Here is a 22129-nt window from a genome sequence, read left to right on the forward strand (position 1 = left end):
GGGTCAGTCGTCGGCGGGCGCCGACTCCGCGCTCGCGTCGAGATGCTCGCGGGCGCCTTCCCGGATCACCCGCTCGGGCCCGGTCACGCACTCGCGCCGGAGATCGGGGAACTGTCCGTCGAGAAGTTCGACCGCCGTCCCGTCGAGCGTCGCGGCGGTCTCGACGGGCTCGCCGGCGAGGTGCTCGGTGAGGAGGCTGGCGACCGCGGTACTGACCGCACAGCTCTCGCTCTCGAAGCTGAGTTCCTCGATGGTGCCGTCGGACCCGACCGAGACGTGGAACTCGCCCTCGTCGCCACAGGAAGTCTCTGCGGAGTGTTTGGTGAACGTGGGGTCCTCGAGGCCGCCCGCGTTCCGTGGCCGCCGGTAGTGGTCGGCGATGCGGTCGTGATACCGGTCTTCCAGATACTCCTCGAGGCGGTCGCGCGCGCCGTCGAGGGCGTCGAGTAGCCGGTCGATCTCCGCTGTGGTGTTGTAGACGTAGAAGGAGGCCCGGACCGACCCCGGCACGTCGAGCTTGTCGTGGAGCGGCTGGGTGCAGTGGTCGCCCGCCCGGATGGCGATCCCGCGGTCGTTCAGGAGCGACGAGAGGTCGTGACCGTGGACGCCGTCGAGGTTGAACGCGACCAGCCCCGACCGCTCCTCGCCCGCGGGCGGGCCGTAGGTCTCGACGTCGTCGCGGGCGTCGAGGCGTTCGAGCAGGTACTGGGCGAGTTCGTTCTCGTGGTCCCGAACGGCGTCCATCCCGATGTCGTCGAGGTAGTCGGCGGCGGCTCCGAGCGCGATGCCCGCCGCGATGGGCGGGGTCCCGGCCTCGAACTTCCACGGGAGCTCGTTCCAGGTCGACTCGTGGAAGGTGACGTTGCGGATCATCTCGCCGCCGTAGAGGAACGGCTCCATCTCTTCGAGGAGGTGGCGCTTGCCGTACAGCCCGCCGATGCCGGTCGGTCCGGCCATCTTGTGGCCCGAGAACGCGAGGAAGTCGGCGTCCATCGCCTCGACGTCGACCGGCCGGGTCGGCACCGACTGGGCGCCGTCGACGAGGATGTACGCGCCCGCGTCGTGGGCCAACTCCGCGAGCGCCGCCACGGGGTTGACCGTCCCGAGCGTGTTCGAGACGTGGGTCACCGAGACGACCGCGGTGTCCGGGCCGATCAGCTCCTTGGCGTGGTCCATGTCGAGGGTGCCGTCGTCGTCGACGCGGATGTACCGGACGTCGGCGCCGGTTCGCTTTGCGACCTGTTGCCACGTCACCAGCGAGGCGTGGTGCTCCATCTCGGTCAGCACCACCTCGTCGCCGGGGCCGAGTTCGTTCAGCCCGAGCCCGTAGGCCACGAGGTTGATGGCTTCGGTGGTGTTTTTCGTGAATATCATCTCCTCGCGGCCGCCGCTCGCGCCCACGAACTCGGCGAGTCGGTCGTGGGCCGCCTCGTAGGCCACCGAGGCCTCGTGGCTCAGCGCGTGGATCCCGCGGTGGACGTTCGCGTTGTAGCCGGCGTAAAACTCCTCGTAGACCTCGTACACCTCGCGGGGCGTCTGGGTCGTCGCCGCGTTGTCGAGGTACGTCAGCGGCTCGTCGTCCACCCGTCGATCCAGCACCGGAAAGTCGTCCCGGACTGACGACACGTCACGTTCCATACCTCCGACTGATCGCAAACTCTCATAAATTTGACCGATGTTTTCCGGACTCCGTGGCGTTTGTTGAACGGTCACACCCGGTGGACCGATCGCTGTCGGGCCGCCAGTCGCCGCCACTCGCCGACGCTGTGGGCGCTCCGAGCCGAACCCCGGCGAACTAACTGGAAGGACTCCGAACGTCGGCGAGATGAAGTCGCCCGAACACGCGGTCCTCGGCGCTCTCACCGCCGGCGCGCTGTCCGTCGCGCTCCCGCTCGGAACCGTAGAGGCGGTCGGACTCTTCGTCTACGGGGTCGGACTCAGCGTCTTCGTCGACCTCGATCACTTTCTCATCGCGCGGTACCACGCCGGCGACTGGTCGCACCTCCGGCGGTGCGTCGGCGATCCGGCGTTCGCGTTCACCCAGCAAGAGCGGGTGTTCGACGGCGTCGACACGACCACGTTAGAGACCCACCGACTGCTGAGCCACGCGCTCGTCGGCGGGGCGCTCGTCGGCGCGATCGCGCTCTACGACCCGGTCTACGCCCGCTTCACCGCAGTCGTGCTGTACGTCCACGTCGTCGCCGACCTCCTGCGGGACGGCGACCTCGCGTGAACGCCCTCGGCGGCGACCGGACCCGACCCGACTCGACCCGACCGGATCCGACCCGACACGCCCGTCGCCCGGACGGGCGGCCACGACACCGGCGAGCGGTCCATTTATCCGGTCGCGGCCGCCTACTCCCGCACATGACCGGCGGGTCGCGACTGCCCGGAACGCCCGACGGCGACGGGCGCGACGCCATCGTCCTCCACGTCGACATGGACTGCTTCTACGCGGCGTGCGAGCGCCGCCGGGAGCCCGAACTCCGGGGCGAACCGGTCGTCGTCGGGATGGGCTACGACCCCGGCGAGAGCCACGGCGCGGTCGCGACCGCAAGCTACGAGGCCCGCGAGTACGGCGTCGAGAGCGCACAGGCCATCGGCGAGGCCCTCGACCGACTTCCGCGGCGGGCGGCGGCCGAGACCGATCCCGACCTCGACCCGGCGGCGACGGGCCACTACCGACCGGTGGACATCGACTACTACGAGTCGGTCGGCGAGGAGGTCAAAGAGATCCTCCACGACTCGGCGGACGTGGTCCGCGAGGTCAGCATCGACGAGGCGTACCTCGACGTGACCGACCGGACCGCGTGGACGGTCGCCGAGGGGTTCGCGCGCCACGTCAAGAACCGCATCGACCGCGAGGTCGGCGTCACCGCGAGCGTGGGGGTCGCGCCCAACATGTCGGCCGCCAAGATCGCGAGCGACCACGACAAGCCCGACGGGCTCGTGGTCGTCGAGCCCGGGGAGGTCCGGTCGTTTCTCGCGCCCCTCGACGCGGGCGAGATTCACGGCGTCGGCCCGGTCACGGCCCGCGAGCTCCGGGAGCTGGGAATCGAGACCGCGGGGGACCTCGCGGGCGCGGACCCCGACGCGCTCGAAGCCCGGTTCGGCGAGCGCGGCGCGGAGCTGTACCGGCGGGCGCGCGGCGAAGACGACCGGGAGGTCACCCCGCGAGGCCGACCGAAGAGCCTCTCGCGGGAGTCGGCGTTCACCGAGGCGACCGACGACCCCGACCGCAAGCGCGAGCGCGTCCGGACGCTCGCGGAGGCCGTCGCCGACCGCGCCCGGCAGAAAGGCGCGCTCTACCGGACCATCGCCATCAAGGCGGTGACCCCGCCGTTCGACGTGAACACGCGCGCGACATCGCTTCCCGGCCCGGTCGACGACCCGGAGCTGGTCGAGGAGGTCGCGGTGGAACTGCTCGGGGAGTTCGACGACGCGTCGGTTCGGAAGGTCGGCGTCCGGGTCTCGAACCTCTCGTTCGCCGCGGGCGAGCAGACGAGTCTCGGCGGGTGGGGCGGCCAGAGCGCGCCGGACGGCGACGCCGAGCGCACCGGCGTTGCCGACTCCTTCGATGCGTCGGATTCCCCAGATCTCGACGACGACTCGAACGGACCCACCGACGCGGAAACCGACGCCGATCCAGCGGGTCAATCGTCGCTGGCGGACTTCTGACGCCTGCCGGAACGGCCAGACTCAAGAGCGACGACGACAAGACTCCGGTGTGACAAAGCGTGAATCGGACGAGTCGTGACACGGTCGCTCGACGTACAGGCGAACGCGGAGCGACGGATCCGGTCGGAGGCGTGCGTCGATGAACCGCAACGACCGCTCGATCGTCGGGCTGGTGATGGTCGCCCACGGGATGGTCCACACCTACGAGCTGTCGATCCCGATCCTCGTGACCATCTGGCTCGACCTGTTCGAGGTGAACCCGGGGACGATGGGGCTGGTCGTCTCGGCCGGCTACGCGCTGTTCGGACTCGGCGCGCTACCCGGCGGCTTGCTCGCCGACGCCTACGGCTCGCGCCGGCTCATCATCGCGTGTCTGGTCGGGATGGGCGGGTCGTTCGTCCTGTTGAGCCTCGCGCCGAGCGTGCCGGTGATCGCCGCGGCGCTCGTGCTCTGGGGGATCGCCGCGAGCGTCTATCACCCCTCGGGGCTGTCGCTCATCAGCAAGGGCGTCTCCCAGCAGGGGTCGGCGTTCGCCTACCACGGGATGGCCGGGAACCTCGGCATCGCGCTCGGCCCGCTGACGACCGCGGTGCTGTTGCTGTTTTTCGACTGGCGGCTCGTGGTCGGCCTGCTGGCCGTGCCGGCGGCGATCGCGGTGGTGTTCGCGCTGACCGTCGAGTTCGACGAGACCGCGGGCGTCGACGCCTCCGCCACCGACGGGGGCGACGCCCGAGCCGACGGCGGCGTCTCGTCGCTCGCGGAGTTCGTCGGCGACTCGAAGACGCTGTTCTCGGGCGCGTTCGTCCTCGTGTTCGTCGTCGTGATGTGCTCTGGGCTCTACTACCGCGGCGTCCTCACGTTCCTGCCGGAGATGCTCGCGAACCAGTCGCTGTTCGATCCCGTCGAACTCGGGGGCCGGGAGATCGAACCCTCCCGGTACGTCTACTCGGGCCTGCTGATGATCGGGATCGGCGGCCAGTACGTCGGCGGGATGCTCACCGACCGCATCCGCGTCGAGCGCGGGATCACCGGGGCGTTCGCCGCGCTGGCTGTCATCGCGCTCCTGTACATCCCCGCGCTCAACGCCGGGCTGATTACACTGCTGGCGGCGAGCGCCGCGCTCGGGTTCGCGCTGTTCGTCGTCCAGCCGCTGTATCAGGCGGCGGTCGCCCAGTACACGCCCGCGGGGACTCGCGGGCTGTCGTACGGGTACACCTACCTCGGTGTGTTCGGCATCGGCGCCGCCGGGGCGGGGATCGCGGGGTTCGTGCTCGAACTGTTCGACCCCACCGTGCTCTTCGTGGTGCTGTGTGGGTTCGCCGCGGTCGCGACCGTCTTCGGCGGACTGTTGTCGGTGCGCTCGGACCCGAGCGCCTAACCGCCGACCGACCGCGCCCCGAGCCCGGACAGTTATAGGGTCCGGGCGTCAGGTCACGACCGAGAGATGTCGCAGGAACGCATGGCGGTCGCGGACGTGAGCGAGGGCGTCGGCGGAGACGCCGGCACGCCGGGCGACCCGGTCGAGCTCCCGGTCGTCGAGGTGCTGACCGGCCGGGCGTTCATCACGGGCAAGTCCGGTTCCGGAAAGTCGAACACCGCGAGCGTCGTCGTCGAGAAGCTCCTCGACGGCGGCTATCCGGTGATGATCGTGGACGTCGACGGCGAGTACTACGGGCTCAAAGAGGAGTACGAACTGCTCCACGCCGGCGCCGACGAGGAGTGTGACATTCAGGTCGACGCCGAGCACGCCGAACGGCTCGCCACCCTCGCGCTCGAGGACAACGTCCCCATCATCCTCGACGTCTCGGGGTATCTGAACGAGAGCGACGCCAAGGACCTGCTGACCGCTGTCGCGCGCCAGCTGTTCGCCAAGGAGAAGAAGCTCAAAAAGCCGTTCTTGCTCGTGGTCGAGGAGGTCCACGAGTACATCCCCGAGGGCGGCGGGATGGACGAGTGTGGCAGGATGCTCATCAAGATCGGCAAGCGCGGGCGCAAACACGGCCTCGGGGTCGCGGGCATCAGCCAGCGCCCCGCCGACGTGAAAAAAGACTTCATCACCCAGTGTGACTGGCTCGTCTGGCACCGGCTCACCTGGAACAACGACACGAAAGTCGTCGGGCGCATCCTCGGAAGCGACTACGCCGACGCCATAGAGGACATGGACGACGGCGAAGCGTTTCTCACCACCGACTGGTCCGAGGAGACCCGCCGGGTTCAGTTCCACCGCAAGCAGACGTTCGACGCCGGCGCGACCCCAGGGCTGGAGGACTTCGAGCGCCCGGACCTCAAGTCGGTGAGCGACGACCTCGTCAGCGACCTCCGGGAGATCAGCGAGGCCGAGAGCCAGCGCGAAGACGAGCTCGAACGCCTCCGGATGGAGATCGCAGAGAGAGACGACCGGATCGAGGACCTCGAACGACAGCTAGAGGAGGCCCGCGAGATGGAGGCGGTCGCCGACCAGTTCGCGAAGGCGATGCTCGACACCTCCCGGAACCGGCGCGCGAACCCCTACGTCGGCGCCGACGGCGGCCAGCAGGCCGCGCTCGGCAGTTACGAGTCCGCAGAATCCGACGACCCGCCGGCCGACGCCGACGGCGGCGACGACGCGGACGGCGACCGCGACCCCCTCGATGCGATCCGGGAGGAGCTAGACGCCCTCGAACCGGTCGAGCGCGGAATGCTGGCGTACTACCTCCGGGAGGGTCCGGGGACGCCGGTCGAGGCCCACGTCGCGGCCGGCGGCGCCGACGACCGCGAGATCGCGTACAACCACAATCGCCGGCTCCGCCAGCGCGGGTTCGTCCAGCACGCGGGCGGCGGGGAGTACGTCGCCTCGCTCCCGTCGCTGCTCGCGGCGCTGACCGACGGCGAGATGGACGACGACAGCAGGAAGGAGGCGCTCTCGGAGGTCGCGGCCGAACTGCCGGACGTCGAGTGAGTCACTCGACGCCGGTGATCTCGAAGCGCGCGCCGCCGTCGCGGCCGTCGACGACGTCGATCGCCCAGCCGTGGGCGTCGGCGATCTCGGCGACGATGTCGAGTCCGAGTCCGGTGCCGTCGTCGGTGGTCGTAAAGCCGGGATCGAACACGTCGTCTCGCTCTTCCGGCGGGACTCCCGGCCCGTCGTCCTCGACGTAGAACCCGTCGGCGAGCGCCCCGACCCGGATCGAGACCTCGCTACCGCCGTGTTCGACGGCGTTGCGAAAGAGGTTCTCGAAGACGTGGCTGATCCGTCGCGGATCTGCCCGGATCGAGCGGTCCGACTCGATCCGGAGCGTCGCGTCGGCGGTCGCGACGTGCTCCCAGCACTCGGTCGCCACCGACGCGAGTTCGATCGACTCGATCGACTCGGCGCCGTACCCCTCGCGGATGATCGACAGCGTGTCGTCGATGAGCCGCTCCATCCGTTCGTGGGCGTCCGAGACCGCTTCGAGGTACGAGACGTCCTCGTGTTCGCACGCGAACTCGACGTGGCCCTCCGCCACGTTCAGGGGGTTCCGGAGGTCGTGCGAGAGGATCTCGGAGATCTTCTTGAACCGTTCGAGCTGGCGTTTCAGGTCCCGTTCGGAGGCCCGACGCTTCGAGATGTCCCGGACCATCGCGATGACGACCCGCCGGTCGTCGAGGTCGGCGGTTCGGGCGCTTATCTCGACGGGGACTCGGTCGCCCTCGGTCGTCTCGATCCGGAGGGGCGAGCCGTCGGGCAATCGGCTGAAGACCGCGTCCCCGGACTCGAACTCCCGGTCGAACAGCTCTGCGCACTGATCGCGGTGGGCCTCCGGAAACAGCGCCAAGCGATCCTGTCCGATCAGTTTCTCTTCGGGAGCGTCCACGAGCGCCGTCGCCTGCTGGTTCACTTCGATGATCGCGTCGGTGTCGGCCTCGACGACGAACGCGGCGTCGGGCGCGGCTTCCAGCAGCGTGCGGTACTTGCGCTGGAGCCGGGTGCGTTCGGTGATGTCGCGGATGACCGCCATCACCCTCGTCTCCCCGTCGTCGGTCATCGGACTGAGGCTGATGTCGACCGGAAACGTCGAGCCGTCGCGGCGCCGGCCTCGAAGGGTCAGCCCGGCGCCCATCGCCCGCCGCTCGGGATTCTCGAAGTACGCGCGACGCGCCTCGGCGTGGCGGCTCCGGAACTCGGCGGGCATGAGTCGCTCGACCGGTTCGCCCTCCAGCTCGCGGCGGTCGTACCCGAACACGTCTTCGACGCGTTCGTTCGCACGGACTATCTCGCCGTCGCCGTCCACGATCACGATCGCGTCGGGCGCGGCGTGAAAGTACGCTGCGAGTCGTCCGTCGGTTGCGAGGTCTGGAACCACGGTGAATCCGTCCTAGCCGAGTGGACAGATTCCCGCCGTATAGTTCTTCCCAAGTCCGTGAGTGGGCTCGGTTCGGAGCCACCCGGAGAGACGAATCGTGTCAGCAATCGACGCCTGCGTCCCGCTCTCGGCCGACAGGAGTACCGAGAGGATTTTTAACACCTCGGTGCGGACCCCCACACATGATCGTTCGAGACCTGATGTCCGAGGCGGTCGTCACCGTCGAGAGCGACGCCACGATCCAGCAGGCGGCCGCCCGGATGCTCCGCCACAGCGTCGGTAGCGTCATCGTGACTCAGGAGGGCAAGCCCGTCGGGATCGCCACCAAGTCCGACGTCCTGTACGCCGGCGTCGCGTCCAGCCAACCGTTCGAAAAGATACCGCTGGAGAACGTCGTGAGCCACCCCGTCGTGACGGTCGATCCCGACGCGAGTGTCGGACAGGCGGTCGCGCTGATGAAGGACAACGCGACCAAACACCTCCCGGTGACCGACGGCGACGAACTGAAAGGGATCTTGACGACGACCGACATCGCGGCCCACCATCAGGAGCTTTTCGACGACGTCCGGGGAGTCCGAGAGGACGCCGAGATGATGAACGACGGCGAGGGCTCGGAGTCGCTCGAAGCGAACGCCGAGTGAGGTCCGAAGCGGCCCGGCGGGCCGGTTGTGGGTTTTTACGCGCGGCGAAACTACTACCGGCGTGAACACGCTGGTGCCGGTCGGCGAGGACGGGTGGCGGCTCCCCCGACACGCCTACATCGTGGTGTACGACGAGCGCGAGACCGACCTCCTCACGATCTACGACTGCGGCGCGGCCCAAAAGCCGCCGTCGGCCCGGCTCCTCGGGAACCTCGTGGGCGTGCGGGCCGACCACGAGATCGAACGCACCGTCACGGGGTACGTCGTCCGAATGGGCGAGCCGGCGGTTCTGGAGCGCCGGGACGACGACCACTGGCTCGTCGTCGCCGAGTGAGCCCCCGGTTACGCGACGTGCTCGTCGAGAAACGCCCCGATGCGCTCGAACAGTTCGACGCGGTTCTGGAGCTTCGTGGTGTGGTGGCCCTCGTCGTCGAAGAGCAGCGTCTCGACCGGGACGCCCTGCTCGCGCACCTCCGCGGCGATCTGGCGGGCCTCGCCGACGGGGACGCGGGGGTCGTTCTCGCCGTGCTGGACGAAAAGCGGACACTCGATCGCCTCGACCGAGTGGATCGGGCTGATCGACCGGAGGAACTCGCGGTCGTCCTCGAGCGAGCCGTACTCGGCCTCGCGGTGCGAGCGGCGCCAGTCGCCGGTGTTTTCGAGGAAGGTCTCCCAGTCGGCGATCCCGACGAAGTCGACCGCGGCCGCCCAGAGGTCGGGGTACTCGGTGATCGCCGAAAGCACCATGAACCCGCCGTACGACCGTCCGTACGCGACGATCCGCTCGCCGTCGATCTCCGGATGGTCCCGGAGCCACCCAACGGCCTCGGCGACGTCGCGCACCGAGTCCATCCGGTTTTCGACGTCGTCGAGCGCGGCGTACTCGGCGCCGTACCCCGACGACCCCCGGACGTTGGGCTCGAAGACGGCGTACCCCGAGTCGAGGAGGTACTGGCGGATCGGCCGGAACCACGGCCGACGCTGGTGGTGGGGGCCACCGTGGATGTCGACGACGACCGGCGCGCCGCGCGCGCCGTCGGGGTCGCCCTCGGGGAGCGTGAAGTACGCGGGGATCTCGCGGCCGTCGAACGTCTCGTATCGGAGCAGTTCCGGCGACTGGTAGCGATCGAGCGACACGCCGCCCGGCGACGGCCGAGTCCAGCGCTCGACCGGCGGCGCGTCGCCATCGGCGTCGGTGGCCGTCGCGTCGACCACGAACACCGAGTGGTTCAGCGCCGGCGCCGAGACGGTTGCGGCGACGCGGTCGCCGGCCGGTCCCATCGCGACTTCGTGGACCACGCCGTCGGGAACGTCGACCGCTTCGAGGTCGGCGTCGGTCGGGCCGGTCAGCTCGCCCACCCGAAGCTCCCCGTAGCCGTCGACGTTCCGGGACGCCGCGAGCCGGCCCGAGCCGGCGTCGAGCGCGAAGCCGTCGAGGCTCCACTCGCCGCCCGAGACCACGGTCTCGGTCGCCTGCGTTTCGAGGTCGATCCGGACCAGCTCTCGGGTGTCGGCGTTCGCGTCGCTCAGGCAGTAGACCGCGTCGCCGTCGGGCCCGAACGTCGGCTGGTGGTACCGGACCCGCCCGTCGTGGGGCGTGAGGTGGCGACGCTCCCCGGAGTCGACCGCGACCGCGTAGAGGTCGCCGTCGGAACTGGCGCGGGCCCGGCTCACCAGCAGGCGGTCTCCGGACGGGCTCCACCCCTCGACCGACCGGATCCCCGACTCGTCGGCCTCCCGGACGAGCGTCGGCTCGTCGGCGTCGGGCTCCATCGCGTACACGTCGAAGCGCGAGCCCGCCCGGCGGTTGGCCGCGAAGGCGAGTCGGTCGCCGTCGGGGCTCCAGGCGCCCCACAGGTGGATGGCGTCGGGGCGGTCGGTCAGCCGCTCGACCGACTCGTCGGCGGGGTCGAGCACGAACAGCTGGTCGTGCTCGTCGGCGCCCGCGTCCTTCCCGAACGCGAGGGCGTCGCCGCCGGGCGACCACGCGGCGAACGAGACGCGCTCGTCGTAGACGGTGCGCTGGCGGGCCACTCTCCGGGCTCGTCGAGCGTCCAGACCTGTGCGGTTCCGGTGGTGTCGGCGAGAAACGCCAGCCGACCGTCGGGCGCGAGCGAGGGGCCGACCGTCTCGCGCGCGGCGAAGTAGCGTCGGGCGTCGGGGCTCATGGCGGCGGGTTCGGGGTGCCGACAGTTGAACGTGAGGGTCCCGGAAGCGCGACCGGCGGGGCCGTACGCGCCTTCCCCGGGTTATTTGGGACCGTACCGGAAACCCACGCACGAATGGCGATCGAACACCTCCTGTCGGTGGCGACGGTGCTCGTCCTCGCGGCGTCGTTCCCGCTCTCGCTGGTGGCGGCACGGGGCTTTCGCGGCGCCCCGTTCGGCGAGGTGCTCAGGCCGATTCCGGTGGTCGTGGTCGCGGCCGTCGGACTGGACCTGATCTGGGCGCTCGACGCGTCCGTTTCGCCGGCGTACGTCCTCGTCACGTCCACCGTCGCGACGGGCGGCGTGCTGGTCGCGGCCGCACGCCTGCTCGTGTTGCTCACCGGACGGAGGAAACTGTGAGCGACCTCGTGACGGTCGGGGTCGCCGCCCAGACGGCCGCGCTGGTGATCGCGAGCCTGCTTCTCGCGTACCCGCTGGTGGCCTACGGGCGCTACGTGGCCCACACCGGCGGACTGGCACTTCTGACCGCCGCGCTCGTCGCGACCACCGCCTCGCACGTCGCGTTCAGCGTCTTCGAGTTCGGCGTGGTCTCGGCCGCGCTGGACCTCGCCGGAGCGCTCTCGCTCGCGGCCGCGACGTGGACGTTCGCCCGACCGTTCGTCCGGTTCGACGACGCCGGGCGAGTGGCCGACGTCTCGGACGACCTCGGCGCGTCGGCGCCCGACGAGCCGACGGGGGGATTCGAGCGTGCCGAGGAGTGACTCCGGGCGGTTCTCGCTCGACCCGGGCGAGCAGGCGCTGGTCGCGAGCCCCTCGATGGAGCCGCCGCTCGCGACGCTCCCGGACGGCGCGTTCGAGAACCTGCTGGTGGTGTCGGCGACCGCCTCGCCCCGGAAGATCGAGTCGCTGGTCGAGCGGCGGGGCCGGGATCCGAACGCGGTCGGCGTGATCCCGATCACCGGGTCGCCCTCCGAGTACGACGGTCGGCTCTGGACGACCGACCCGGTCGGACCGAGCGACCTCACCGGCATCAGCATGCGGCTGTCGCGGGCGCTCGAATACGTCTCGCGGGGCGGCTGGGTGGTGTTCGACAGCCTCAACGTCCTGTTGATGTACGGGCGCGAGGACGCGGTGTACCGCCTGCTCGACTCCGTCGTGCCGATCGTCCGCGATCGGGACGCCTGTGGCGCGTACTTCGTGGTCCGGCAGGCGATCACCGACGAGACGGAGGCGCGGTTTCGGGACCTGTTCGACGCCGCCGTCGACGCAGAGTAGCCGGCGGCGATGGCTCGGACCGGGGCCGCGGAGTCGGGAACGTTAATGGCTCGGGGTGCCCAACCTCCGGTTACAGATGCACCGTCGCACGTTTCTCGCGGCCAGCGCGGCCACCCTGTCTTCGATTGCGGGGTGTCTGAGCGGCGCCGACAGTCCGAGCGGACCGAAGCACGGCGACGACCTCCCGTCGGACGACGACCCCGACGACGGCTACCCGCCGGCGTTCGACTCGACGCCCGACGAGCGGTCGATCGACACCGACGCCTACGAGACCACCGACGTCGAGGGCACCGCGGTGCCGCTCGCGCCGATCGAAGACACCTACTACTGGTACGCCACCGGGAACGCGCGGTTCGCCGACGCCCGGAGCGAGACCGCCTACGGGAACGCCCACGTCTACGGGGCGGTCCTGAGCCCCGCGGCCGAGAGTCGTCGAAGCGAGGACGACCCGGTCGGCGACTGGCCGACCGACGACCGCATCGTCTGTTACTGCGGGTGTCCCCACCACCTCTCGTCGATGCGGGCGGCCCAGCTCATCGAGGACGGCTACGAGAACGTCTACGTCATCGACGAGGGGTTCCGGGAGTGGAACGACCGCGACTACCCCATGGCGGGCAGCGACACGACGCGGATGCCCGACCGCTGGGTCGTCGCCGGCGAGGTCTCGCCCGCGGCGGCGGGCGGCGTCGCGTGGGGCCACCACGACCCGACCGGCCAGATGGAGTCGACCGACATCGCGCCCGACGGCAGCTACGAGCTCCACCTCGGGTTCTACGACGTGGCCGCCGACTCGCCGATCCGGATCGAGACCCCCGAGTACACCGTCGAGGGGACGCTGGCGGAGCTCTCGTCGGGAACGATCGAGGGGTAGCTCGCGGTCGGCGGGTGCCGGACCACCCGAGCGGGTGCCGACTCAGCGCTCGGCCGCGTCGAACTGTTCTTGGTCGATCGGGTCCTCGATATCGCCGGTCACCGACTCCAGCAGGTCGGTCACGGTGACCAGCCCGACCACCTCGCCGTCCTCGATCACGAGCGCCAGCTCCTGACTCTCGGTCTGGAACTGGTCGATGGCGTCGCTGACGTCCGCGTCGGGCGAGAGCGTCATCGGCGGGGCCGCCAGTTCGGCGAAGTCGATCTCGCCGGTCGCGAGTTCGTCGCGGTGCCTGAGCAACACCGGCGAGTAGACGACACCCAGAAAGTCGGTCACCGCCTCACCGACGAGCGGGTACCGGGTGTGGGGATGCTCTTCGAGCCGCCGGAAGTTCTCCGCGGAGTCGTCCGCGGTCGAGAGCGCGACGATCTCCTCGGGCCGGACCATCACCTCCCGGACCGACTGCTCGCCGATTCGGAGCGCGTTCATCACCTCGTCGCGGCGCTCGGCGGGGAGGTCGCCGCGTTCGAGCACCGATCCGAGCCGGTTGCGGAGGTCGGCCCGCGACTCGATCGCGTCCGTCTCGGTCTCGAGCCACGCGCCGGTCATCTCGATGCCGAACAGCCGGAGCGTCCACTTCGCGACCCCGTCGCCGAGGGTGATGAGCGGCGAGATGAGACGGTTGAACCAGTACAGCGGGGTCGCGCCGTACCGACACACCAGCCGGGAGCGCTCGACGCCGAGGTACGTCGGGGTCTGCTCGCCGTGGGTCAGGTGGACGAGGTTGATGAGGAGGAACGCGAGTATCGCGCCGGACCCGACGGTGGCCAGAACGGTGTTTTCGAACAGCGGCTCGAAGATAGCCGCCAGCGCGGGCTCGGCGACGATGCCGACCGCGATGCTCGACGCCGTGATACCAACCTGACACGTCGTCAGATATATTTCGAGGTTCTGGGTCATCTCCCAGGCGCGCTCCAGCGCGGGGGTCTGATCGACGAACTCGGCTTCGGTGAACTGCCGGGCGCGGGTCAGGGCGAACTCGATCGCGACGAAAAAGCCGTTCGCCAGGATGAGACCCACGCCCGCGATCAGTCGGGCTCCGATCTCGAGGGTGTTCATCACCGGCGTGTAGGACGCTCGAGCTTCAAAGATCTGATGAAAGATCCGACGTGCGATCTAACGGGCTTTTGACGGGTCGAAACGTCGGGTCGGGCCGACGGTCCCGATCCGCGTGATTTATGGTCGTGCTGTTAGTATGCTACTAACAACATCACTGATAGTATGATCCTACAAACAGCGATACGGAGGGAGACGCTTTGAACGGACGTGACCTCTTCTCGGCGGTCACCGAGCACAGCCGCGCGGTCATCGCGGTGTTGCTCGTCGCGACGGTGCTCGTCGGGACGGGCGCGCCGATGGTCGAACAGTCCTCGTCGCTCGATCAGTTCCAGAGCGACAGCACCGCCGCCGAGAAGCTCGAGTACATCGACGCGAACTTCTCGTCGGGGCAGGACAACACCACGACGGTCCAGCTCATCCTCCGCGGGGACGACGTCCTCTCGAAGGACGCGCTGACCGAATCGCTCGAACTCCAACAGTCGCTCCGGGCCAACCGGACGGTCAACCGGACGCTGGCGAACGGGACCCGGACGACCGGCGTCGCGAACATCGTCGCGACGGTCGCGATCCAGCGCGAGCGGGCGGCCGAGATCAGGCGCGAGGGAGCCGAGATTCAGCGCGAGCAGGCCCGGCTCAACGCCACCGTCGAGAGCCTCGGGAATCTGCTCAACGAGACCCGCGAGGTCCAGCGCGAGTACGACCGGCTGAACCGCTCGCGGGCGCAGGGCGAACTGAACGACTCGACGTACCGCCAGCGTGCGGCCCGACTCGACGAGCAGTTGGCCGCGATCCGCGGTCGGGCTGACGAGACGCTGACCGACACCCAGTCGGCGCGCTTCGACCGCCAGATCGCGCAGGTCCGGACCCTCCAGACCCAGCTCGATCAGCTCAACGCCACCTATCAGCGCGACGAGATCGACGAATCGACGTACCGCGAACGCGCCGGCGCCGTCGAAGACGGCTTCGAGCAGGTGTACGAACGGGGCCTGCCCGGCGTCCTCCGCGAGGAGTTCGCCGAACTCGGCGACCGGGGCGAGCGGCTGGCCGACCAGCGCGAACAGCTCCAGAACGGTTCCCAGCCGACCCTCGACGAACAGCTCGAACAGCTCCGGTCGATGAACGACTCGGAGATCGACGAGTCGGTCTCGGCGGTGCTGACCGAGAGCGACGACGGCTCGGGCGGACAGGCGTTCTCGTTCATGCCGACCTCCTACGACCCCGACAGCGGCGAGGCCAACGCCACGATGCTGTTGGTGTTCCAGAGCCAGGAGAGCCAGACGGTTCAGGGAATGGCGAGCGACCGCATCGTCGACTCCCAGAACGCCATCGAGCAGATCGTCGCGTCCTCGACCGACTACGACGTGCTCGTGTTCGGGTCGGGCATCATCAGCGAGGAGACCGACCAGTCGATGGCCGACAGCATCGCGATCGTCGGTCCGATGGCCCTGCTGTTCGTGGTCCTGACCCTGCTGGTCGCGTACCGCGATCTCCTCGACATCGCGCTCGGGGTGTTCGGCATCCTGGTGGTGCTGGTCTGGACGTTCGGCTTCATGGGCTGGATGGAGATCACGTTCAACCAGATCTTCATCGCGGTCCCGGTGTTGCTCATCGGGCTGTCGATCGACTACGCGATCCACGTCTTCATGCGCCACCGCGAGGAGCGCGCCGAGCAGGGGAGCCTCGGTGACACGGACGTCGACGGCGGCGTTCGCGGGTCGATGCGGGTCGCGCTCGCCAGCGTCGGCGTCGCGCTCGTGTGGGTGACCGCCACCACGGTCATCGGCTTCCTGTCGAACCTCGTGAGCCCGCTCCCGCCGATCCAGGACTTCGGCGTGGTGAGTTCGGTCGGCATCGTCGCCGCGATGATCATCTTCGGCGGGCTCGTGCCCGCGCTCAAGGTCGAGATCGACGGCTTCCTCGAATCGCGCGGGTTCGACCGGCGCAAGCGGGCGTTCGGCACCGGCGGCGGCGCGCTCGGCTCGCTCCTCTCGGGCGGGGCGGTCGCCGCGCGCAAGGCTCCGATCGTCGTGCTCGCGATCACGCTCGTGCTCTCGGCCGGCGGCGCGTACGGCGCGACGCAGGTCGACACCAGCTTCAGCCAGGAGGACTTCCTCGCCGAGGACCCGCCCGGCTGGATGGACAACCTCCCCGAGCCGTTCCGGCCGGGCGAGTACACCGCGAAGGCCAACCTCGAATACGTCAACGAGAACTTCATCCGCGAGGACTCCGAGGCCCAGATTCTGGTCGAGGGCGACGTGGCGACGCCACAGGCGCTCGATCGACTCCAGCGGGCCAACGACCGGGCGGCCGAGACCGACGTCGCGGTCGTCCTCTCGAACGACGAGGCCCGGATCCGGAGTCCGGCGTCGGTGATCGACAGCGTCGCCGCCCGGAACGAGACGTTCAACGCGACGCTCGCGGCCGCCGACACCGACGGCGACGGCGTGCCAGACAGGAACGTCGAGGGCGTCTTCGACGAACTGTTCGCGGTCGCGCCCGACGAGGCGGAAGGCGTGATCCACCGCGAGGACGGCGAGTACCGCGCGGTCCGGATGGTCGTCTCCGTGAAAGGCGGGGCGTCGTCGGCCGACGTCACCGACCAGATGCGGGCCGTGGCCGAGGAGATCGACGGCGACGGCCTGACCGCGACCGCCACCGGCCAGCCGATCACGTTCGAAATCGTCCAGCAAGAGCTCCTCGATACGGTGATCGAGAGCCTGCTCATCACGCTGGTCGCGGTGTTCGCGTTCCTGATGATCGCCTACCGGCTGGCCCACGGGAGCGCCGTGCTCGGGGCGGTCACCCTGCTCCCGGTCGCGTTCAGCGTCTCGTGGATCCTCGGGTCGATGTACCTGCTCGGGATGCCGTTCAACGTCCTGACGGGGATGATCACCAGCCTCACGGTCGGGCTGGGCGTCGCCTACAGCATCCACCTCAGCGAGCGGTTCAACGTCGAACTCGAGCGCCGGGGATCGGTCGACGCGGCGCTGCACAAGAGCGTCACCGGCACCGGCGGCGCGCTGCTGGGGAGCGCGGCGACCACGGTCGGCGGGTTCGGCGTGCTGTACTTCGCCATCCTGCCCGCGCTCCAGCAGTTCGGCATCATCACCGGGCTCACCATCATCTACGCGTTCCTCGCCAGCGTCTTCGTACTGCCGAGCCTGCTGACGCTGTGGGCGCGCTACCTCGGGCCTGACCTCTCCGAATCGTCGGGCCCGACCGCGGCGGTCGCCAACGGGGGTGTCGACGACGACTGATGGAGGAAGCAGACGCCATCGAGGCCCTCGAACGGCTGGGGCTGTCGAACTACGAGGCGAAGGTGTTCGCGGCGCTCCAGCGGCTCGGCACCGGGACCGCCCGTGACGTCCACCGGGTCACCGACGTGCCCCGGTCGCAGGTGTACGGCGCCGCCGAGTCCCTCCAGGACCGGGGGCTCGTCGAGGTCCAACAGTCCAAGCCGATCCAGTACCGGCCGGTGAGCCTCGACGCCGCGCGCGCCCACCTCCGCGGCGAGTTCGAGCGCACCCAAGAGCAGGCGTTCGACTACCTCGAAACCGCCCGCCAGGAGCGCGGGGACACCGGCGAGCGCCGCGAGGACATCTGGACGGTCCACGGCCGGGCGAGCATCAACGGCCGGATCGCCCAACTGCTCGACGACGCCGAGGACCGGATCCTGTTCGCGGTCGGCGCCGACGCCGGCCCGCTCGAGGACGCCGTCGCCGACCTGCTCGTCGAGCGGGCGGCCGACGGCGTGGCGGTGAACGCGGTCGGCGCCGACGCCCTCGAAGACCGGTTCGGAGACACCGACGTCTCGGTCTACCACTTCCCGGCCGACCACCCCCACGACGACGGGCCGGTCGATCGGGTGGTGGTCGTCGACGGCGCGACGGTGCTTTTGAGCGTCCGCGACGAGCGCGACGATCTGGAACTCGACGAGGAGACGGCGATCTGGTCGTCGCGGACGGGCATCGCGGCGGTGCTCATCCAACTCATCGACAGCGGGCTCGGCGAAATCGGCGGCGTCTGAGCCCGAATCCACCTGTCAACCCCGACAGTTTTCTCGGTCGGCTTCGTACCCCGTCCCATGACGTGGCACGCGGTCGAGGCGGTCGACGACGCGCTCGACGCGACGAAGGCGTTGTTTCTCCCGGTCGACGCCCGCCAGTGGCTCGCGCTCGCGTTCGTGGCGTTTTTCATCGCCGGCGCCGGCTCCGGGCCGTCGGCGACCGCCAGCGGCTCGTCGGGCGGGACGACGGTGACCGCGCCGGGCCAGCTCGGCGCGGGCCTCCAGGTGCCGTACTCCTCGGAGACGATCCTGACGGCGGCGCTCGCGATCCTTGCGATCAGTCTCGTCTTCGCGGCGCTGTACGCGTTCGTCGGCTCGGTGATGGAGTTCGTCTTCGTGGAGTCGCTTCGGCGCCGCCGGGTCCGGATTCGGGAGTACGTCGGCCGCCACTTGGGCCGGGGGCTCCGGCTGTTCGGCTTCCGGATCGTCCTCGGGATGCTCGCGGTGGTGCCGTTCGTCGGCCTCGTTCTGGCCGTGCTGTCGGCGGTCGGGGGCGAGCCGCGGGTGTCGCTCGGCCTGCTCGCGCTGTCGATTCCGTTCGTCGTGGCGCTGGGCGCGGCCGCCGCCGCGATCGACGTGTTCACCACCCACTTCGTCGTCCCGGTGATGATCCACCGGAACGACGGCGTGCTCGCGGGGTGGCGGCGGTTCTGGTCGACGTTGACCGGCGAGTGGAAGCAGTACGGCGTCTACGCCGCGGTCCGGATCGTCCTCGGGATCGGGGCGGGGATCGTCGCGTCGGTCGTCGGGAGCGCGGTGGGCGCGATCCTGCTGGCGCCGGTCGCGCTCGTCGCGTGGTTCGTCCGGCCCGCGCTCGATCTCGCGGTTCTGGCGTCGAACCCGGTCGCGCTCGCGGTCGTCGTCGCGGTCGTCTCGGCGTTTTTGCTCGCGATGGGGGCCGTGATGGCGATCGTCGTCGCCCCGGTTCAGTCGTTCGTCCGGTACCACGCGCTGTTCGTCCTCGGCGACACCGACCCGGCGCTCGATCTGATCCCGGAGCTACGCCGGGAGATCCGCGACTCCGATCGGCTCTAGAGCCCCGACCGGAGCTGGCGCGAGACGCTGGCGTCGTCGAGCGGTTCGCCGTCCCGCCGGACCTCGACCACCGGCGCGCCGTCGACGGTGAGCCACTCGCCGTCGCCCTCGCCCGACAGGACGACGGTGCGCGACCGAGCCGAACCCCGATCGGAGTCGGCCAGCGCCAGCGGGTCGGCGCCGACCTCGCCCGCCACGATCGGAACGTGCTCCAGATGCGGGTCGACCGACCGGAGCAGTTCGCGGTAGTCGATCACGAGGTCGGCGGCGGCCTCGGCGTCGTCCGGGGTCCCGAACGACGCGTCCCGGACCGGCACGGGTCGCTTGCCCGACAGCGGGCAGACGACGGCGTACTCGCCGTCGGGGTCGGTCAGGGCGTCGATTCGGCGGTGGAGGGTTTCGAGGCGGTCGGCCATCGCACCGAACCCGACACACCAGCGGGTAAGCGGTTTCGGTTTCCGCATCGACACCGACGGTGACACGACAGGAAAGCGAGGGCTCAGACCCGCGCACAGAGGTGGCGCCGGACCGCGCGCTGACAGTCGTCGAGCAGCGAGTCGAGGGCGGCGATGTCGGCCAACACCGGATGGTCGACCGGGAAGTCGGCGTACAGGAGATCGAGTACCTCGCGCTCGCGGATCCCGATCGCGCCGCCGTACCGGATGTCGTCGAGCGACCGCTGGCGCTCGCGGGCGAGCTCGTCGCAGGTCTCCCGATGGGCCGCGAGCTGATCGTGGCGGGCCCGGAGCTCCTCGAAGCCGAGTTCGAGGAGCGAAGTCTCGTCGGCCTCGGCGAGCCACGCCGTCACGTCGTCGAGGTCGTCGCCGAGCGCCCCGAGCCGATCGCGCTCGGCCGCGACCGCGTCGGCGAGCAGTCGACACTCGGACTGTCGCTCGCCGACCCGTTCGAGGAGCCGGGTCTTGAGCCCGGGCGCGAAGCCGGCGCCGGCCGGCGAGAGGGCCGCCGCGAGGTCCGGTGAGAGCTCGTCGGCCATCGCCTCCGCGGTGGCGTCGGCGTCGGCGAGAGCCAACACCGTCTCCTCGAACGCCTCGCGGACGGGGTCGGTCGCGGCGCCGTCCGTCGGCGTCCCGACCGCGAGCGCGCCCCCGGTCGACGGTCCGGCCGGCGCCGACGATCCGGCGCGCCCGGCCGCCTCGGCCGAGACGTCTCGGACCCGGCGCTCGAACGACTCGAAGGCCGCGACCTTCCGCTCGATCCGGTCGGACTCGGCGGCCGCCCGGTCGCGCGCGGCGTGGGTGCGGAGTTCGACGGTCATAGCTTGGCGTCGAGCTGGCGCGCGACCGCGTCGTCGTCGAGCGGTTCGCCGTCGTGACGGACGTGGACCAGCGGGGCGTTGTCCATCCGGAGCCACTCGCGCTCGCGCTCGCCCGAGAGCGTGACCGATCGGGAGCTCCGGGGCAGGCCGTTCGACCGGCGCCCGGCGGCGGGTTCGCGGGTCGAGACCATCGTGGGGGCGTCCCGCGGGGTCTCGTACACCGCGAGCCGGTACTCGGGGAGCGCGGGGTCGGACTCCCGGAGGAGCGCGCGATACGTCGCGGCCCGGTCGGCGGCCTCGCGAGCGGCCGACTCCGAGGGAAATCGCCGGCCGGCGAGCGGCGTCGGCCGCCGATCGGTGTCGGCACACGCGACGTAGAACTCCCCGTCCTCGTCGGCTCGGTCGTCGATCTGTTCGCGGAGTCGGTCGAGTGGTTCGGCCATGGTTTAGGCTACCCTAATTTAGATTAGGCCGGCCTAAAAGATGTTGCGGTGTGCGGCCCCCACCCACGGGCCGGAGCTCAGTCGGTGTACTCGCCGACCATCTCGATCAGTTCGGCCTTGTCGGGAGCGCCTTCGACGCGCTGGACGCGCTCGCCGCCCGCGAACACGTCGAAGGTCGGGGTCCCCTCGACGCCCCGTTCGAGCGCGAGCTTCTGGTGGTGGACGACGTTGACCTTCGCCACCGCCGCGAACGTCTCGCGGGCGACCGACTCCACGATCGGGTGGACGCGCTGGCCCGCGCCCCGACCGGCGTAGTAGTGGACCAACACGACGTCGTGGGCCGCGACCGTCTGCTCGAAGTTCTGCGAGCCGTCGACGTAGACGGGCGAGGGCGGCGTCCCGAGTCCGTGCTCTTCGACCAGCGCGCGCTTCTTGCGCTCTCGTACGTCCGCGAGCTCCTCGTCGTCGCCGTCGGCCATTGTACTCGGCGCTTCCGAGCGGTCCGACTTAGTTCTACGGTCCCGGCGGGCGACCGTCCGACCCCACGGGTCGGCCCGAATCAGGGCTTGCCGCTTCGCAACACGAGCAGTTGATCGGCGGCGTCTTCGACCGCGTCGATCGCCGCGTCGAGGCCGACCACGAGTTCCCGGACGACCAGCGCGTCTGGGGTCGCCGCCTCGTCGAACGCCGCGGCGAGTCCCTCGTACTTGAGTCGGTCGGCCGCGCTCTCGAGCGCGCGGATCTCCTCGACGGCGGGTCCGACGCTCGCGGTCCCGCCTTCGACGAGCAGGCTCTCGACGTACTCGCCGGTCGCGGCCGCCAGTGCCTCCGTCGCCTCGACGGCCAGCGACGCCATCTCCTCGACGATCGCCCGCGCGCCGCCGAGGGAAGGCGCGATCGCCCGGAGTTCGCGCGCGAAGCGCTCGACGGCGTTCGGGATCTCGTCGACCGCGGCGTAGAGGCGCGCGACGTCGTCGGCCCGGAGGTAGACGTCGGTGTAGTTCGGCCGGGACCGCTCGGAGAGGAGCCTCCGGAGTTCCCGGAGCGCGTCGTCGCAGTCGGACTCCGCGGCCGCGATGTCGTCGACCGCAGTCGCGAACGCGTCGTCGTCGACCCCGTACGCGTTGATCGCGCCCGGCAACCGACCCGCGCAGTCGGCGACCCGATCGAGGTACGTCTCCGTTTCGGAACTGACCGCGGCGGCGTAGCCTTCAGTCTGAGCGTCCATCGAGTCG

The 22129-nt window shown here is 70.0% G+C and carries 21 protein-coding genes and 1 pseudogene; 13 read left to right on the forward strand and 9 right to left on the reverse strand.

All coding sequences use genetic code 11. The annotated features are described in order from the left end of the window. Positions 1-3: 3 nt before the first annotated feature. Complete coding sequence (locus tag EPL04_RS05850) at positions 4-1638, reverse strand: SufS family cysteine desulfurase (RefSeq protein WP_134670347.1); 1635 nt, start codon at positions 1636-1638, stop codon at positions 4-6. Between the two features lie 187 nt (positions 1639-1825). Here EPL04_RS05850 and EPL04_RS05855 point away from each other — a divergent pair, with 187 nt between their 5' ends. The 4 genes from EPL04_RS05855 to EPL04_RS05870 all read left to right on the forward strand — a co-directional run bounded on the left by EPL04_RS05855 (position 1826) and on the right by EPL04_RS05870 (position 6616). Beyond that, complete coding sequence (locus tag EPL04_RS05855; RefSeq protein ID WP_134670349.1) at positions 1826-2233, forward strand: hypothetical protein; 408 nt, start codon at positions 1826-1828, stop codon at positions 2231-2233. Between the two features lie 134 nt (positions 2234-2367). Beyond that, a complete protein-coding gene (gene dinB, locus EPL04_RS05860; RefSeq protein ID WP_134670351.1) occupies positions 2368-3678 on the forward strand; it encodes a DNA polymerase IV in 1311 nt (436 codons plus the stop codon). A 139-nt stretch (positions 3679-3817) separates the two neighbouring features. After that, positions 3818-5056 carry an MFS transporter gene (locus tag EPL04_RS05865; protein WP_134670353.1) on the forward strand — a complete coding sequence of 413 codons (1239 nt, stop codon included), beginning with the start codon at positions 3818-3820 and terminating at the stop codon, positions 5054-5056. A gap of 66 nt (positions 5057-5122) precedes the next feature. After that, on the forward strand, positions 5123-6616 hold the full coding sequence (locus tag EPL04_RS05870; protein ID WP_134670355.1) for a helicase HerA domain-containing protein: 1494 nt from the start codon (positions 5123-5125) through the stop codon (positions 6614-6616). 1 nt (position 6617) lies between these two features. Here EPL04_RS05870 and EPL04_RS05875 read toward each other — a convergent pair whose 3' ends face one another. After that, positions 6618-8000 carry a sensor histidine kinase gene (locus EPL04_RS05875; RefSeq protein WP_134670357.1) on the reverse strand — a complete coding sequence of 461 codons (1383 nt, stop codon included), beginning with the start codon at positions 7998-8000 and terminating at the stop codon, positions 6618-6620. A gap of 182 nt (positions 8001-8182) precedes the next feature. Here EPL04_RS05875 and EPL04_RS05880 point away from each other — a divergent pair, with 182 nt between their 5' ends. Both EPL04_RS05880 and EPL04_RS05885 read left to right on the forward strand, forming a co-directional pair. Then, positions 8183-8641 (forward strand): CBS domain-containing protein, encoded by a 459-nt coding sequence (locus EPL04_RS05880; RefSeq protein WP_134670359.1) that lies wholly within the window; start codon positions 8183-8185, stop codon positions 8639-8641. 61 nt (positions 8642-8702) lie between these two features. Next, a complete protein-coding gene (locus EPL04_RS05885) occupies positions 8703-8975 on the forward strand; it encodes a hypothetical protein (protein WP_134670361.1) in 273 nt (90 codons plus the stop codon). Positions 8976-8983: 8 nt separating this feature from the next. Here EPL04_RS05885 and EPL04_RS05890 read toward each other — a convergent pair. Then, positions 8984-10809 (reverse strand): annotated as a pseudogene (locus EPL04_RS05890) (S9 family peptidase). 114 nt (positions 10810-10923) lie between these two features. Between EPL04_RS05890 and EPL04_RS05895 the strand changes: the two are divergent. From EPL04_RS05895 to EPL04_RS05910, 4 genes are all read left to right on the forward strand, one after another. Beyond that, positions 10924-11208 carry a hypothetical protein gene (locus EPL04_RS05895; RefSeq protein WP_134670363.1) on the forward strand — a complete coding sequence of 95 codons (285 nt, stop codon included), beginning with the start codon at positions 10924-10926 and terminating at the stop codon, positions 11206-11208. Beyond that, complete coding sequence (locus EPL04_RS05900; RefSeq protein WP_134670365.1) at positions 11205-11570, forward strand: hypothetical protein; 366 nt, start codon at positions 11205-11207, stop codon at positions 11568-11570. The genes EPL04_RS05895 and EPL04_RS05900 overlap by 4 nt, the downstream gene beginning before the upstream one ends. Beyond that, positions 11557-12084, forward strand: a complete 528-nt coding sequence (locus EPL04_RS05905; protein ID WP_134670367.1) for a DUF7504 family protein — start codon at positions 11557-11559, stop codon at positions 12082-12084. The genes EPL04_RS05900 and EPL04_RS05905 overlap by 14 nt, the downstream gene beginning before the upstream one ends. Positions 12085-12160: 76 nt before the next feature. Continuing rightward, positions 12161-12955: a rhodanese-like domain-containing protein gene (locus tag EPL04_RS05910; protein WP_134670369.1), complete on the forward strand. Its 795-nt coding sequence runs from the start codon at positions 12161-12163 to the stop codon at positions 12953-12955. A gap of 42 nt (positions 12956-12997) precedes the next feature. Here EPL04_RS05910 and EPL04_RS05915 read toward each other — a convergent pair whose 3' ends face one another. After that, positions 12998-14074 carry a CNNM domain-containing protein gene (locus tag EPL04_RS05915; RefSeq protein ID WP_134670371.1) on the reverse strand — a complete coding sequence of 359 codons (1077 nt, stop codon included), beginning with the start codon at positions 14072-14074 and terminating at the stop codon, positions 12998-13000. Between the two features lie 197 nt (positions 14075-14271). Here EPL04_RS05915 and EPL04_RS05920 point away from each other — a divergent pair, with 197 nt between their 5' ends. Genes EPL04_RS05920 through EPL04_RS05930 form a run of 3 tightly spaced genes read left to right on the forward strand, consistent with a single transcriptional unit; the run spans position 14272 to position 19175 of the window. Then, the gene (locus tag EPL04_RS05920; RefSeq protein WP_245154529.1) at positions 14272-17331 is read left to right on the forward strand and encodes an MMPL family transporter; all 3060 of its coding nucleotides are present in this window, start codon (positions 14272-14274) and stop codon (positions 17329-17331) included. Beyond that, positions 17331-18101, forward strand: coding sequence for a TrmB family transcriptional regulator (locus EPL04_RS05925; protein ID WP_134670373.1), 771 nt, complete (start codon positions 17331-17333; stop codon positions 18099-18101). Before EPL04_RS05920 ends, EPL04_RS05925 begins: the two co-directional genes overlap by 1 nt. A 57-nt stretch (positions 18102-18158) precedes the next feature. Continuing rightward, positions 18159-19175 carry a DUF7544 domain-containing protein gene (locus EPL04_RS05930; protein ID WP_134670375.1) on the forward strand — a complete coding sequence of 339 codons (1017 nt, stop codon included), beginning with the start codon at positions 18159-18161 and terminating at the stop codon, positions 19173-19175. On the opposite strand, the gene EPL04_RS05935 is transcribed toward EPL04_RS05930, so the two are convergent. The 5 genes from EPL04_RS05935 to EPL04_RS05955 all read right to left on the reverse strand — a co-directional run bounded on the left by EPL04_RS05935 (position 19172) and on the right by EPL04_RS05955 (position 22122). Next, positions 19172-19591: a DUF7552 domain-containing protein gene (locus tag EPL04_RS05935; RefSeq protein ID WP_134670376.1), complete on the reverse strand. Its 420-nt coding sequence runs from the start codon at positions 19589-19591 to the stop codon at positions 19172-19174. The two genes, EPL04_RS05930 and EPL04_RS05935, sit on opposite strands and share 4 nt — an antisense overlap. Positions 19592-19674: 83 nt before the next feature. Next, positions 19675-20451 carry a DUF7260 family protein gene (locus EPL04_RS05940; protein WP_134670378.1) on the reverse strand — a complete coding sequence of 259 codons (777 nt, stop codon included), beginning with the start codon at positions 20449-20451 and terminating at the stop codon, positions 19675-19677. Then, positions 20448-20894 (reverse strand): DUF7552 domain-containing protein, encoded by a 447-nt coding sequence (locus EPL04_RS05945; RefSeq protein WP_134670380.1) that lies wholly within the window; start codon positions 20892-20894, stop codon positions 20448-20450. Before EPL04_RS05945 ends, EPL04_RS05940 begins: the two co-directional genes overlap by 4 nt. Positions 20895-20971: 77 nt before the next feature. Beyond that, positions 20972-21373 carry a thioredoxin family protein gene (locus tag EPL04_RS05950; RefSeq protein WP_134670382.1) on the reverse strand — a complete coding sequence of 134 codons (402 nt, stop codon included), beginning with the start codon at positions 21371-21373 and terminating at the stop codon, positions 20972-20974. Between the two features lie 80 nt (positions 21374-21453). Continuing rightward, entirely contained in the window at positions 21454-22122 is a 669-nt protein-coding gene (locus tag EPL04_RS05955; RefSeq protein WP_134670384.1) for a hypothetical protein, read from the reverse strand. Positions 22123-22129 lie beyond the last annotated feature (7 nt).

The sequence above is a fragment of the Halorussus marinus genome, from assembly GCF_004521895.1.
GTDB classification, from domain to species: domain Archaea; phylum Halobacteriota; class Halobacteria; order Halobacteriales; family Haladaptataceae; genus Halorussus; species Halorussus marinus.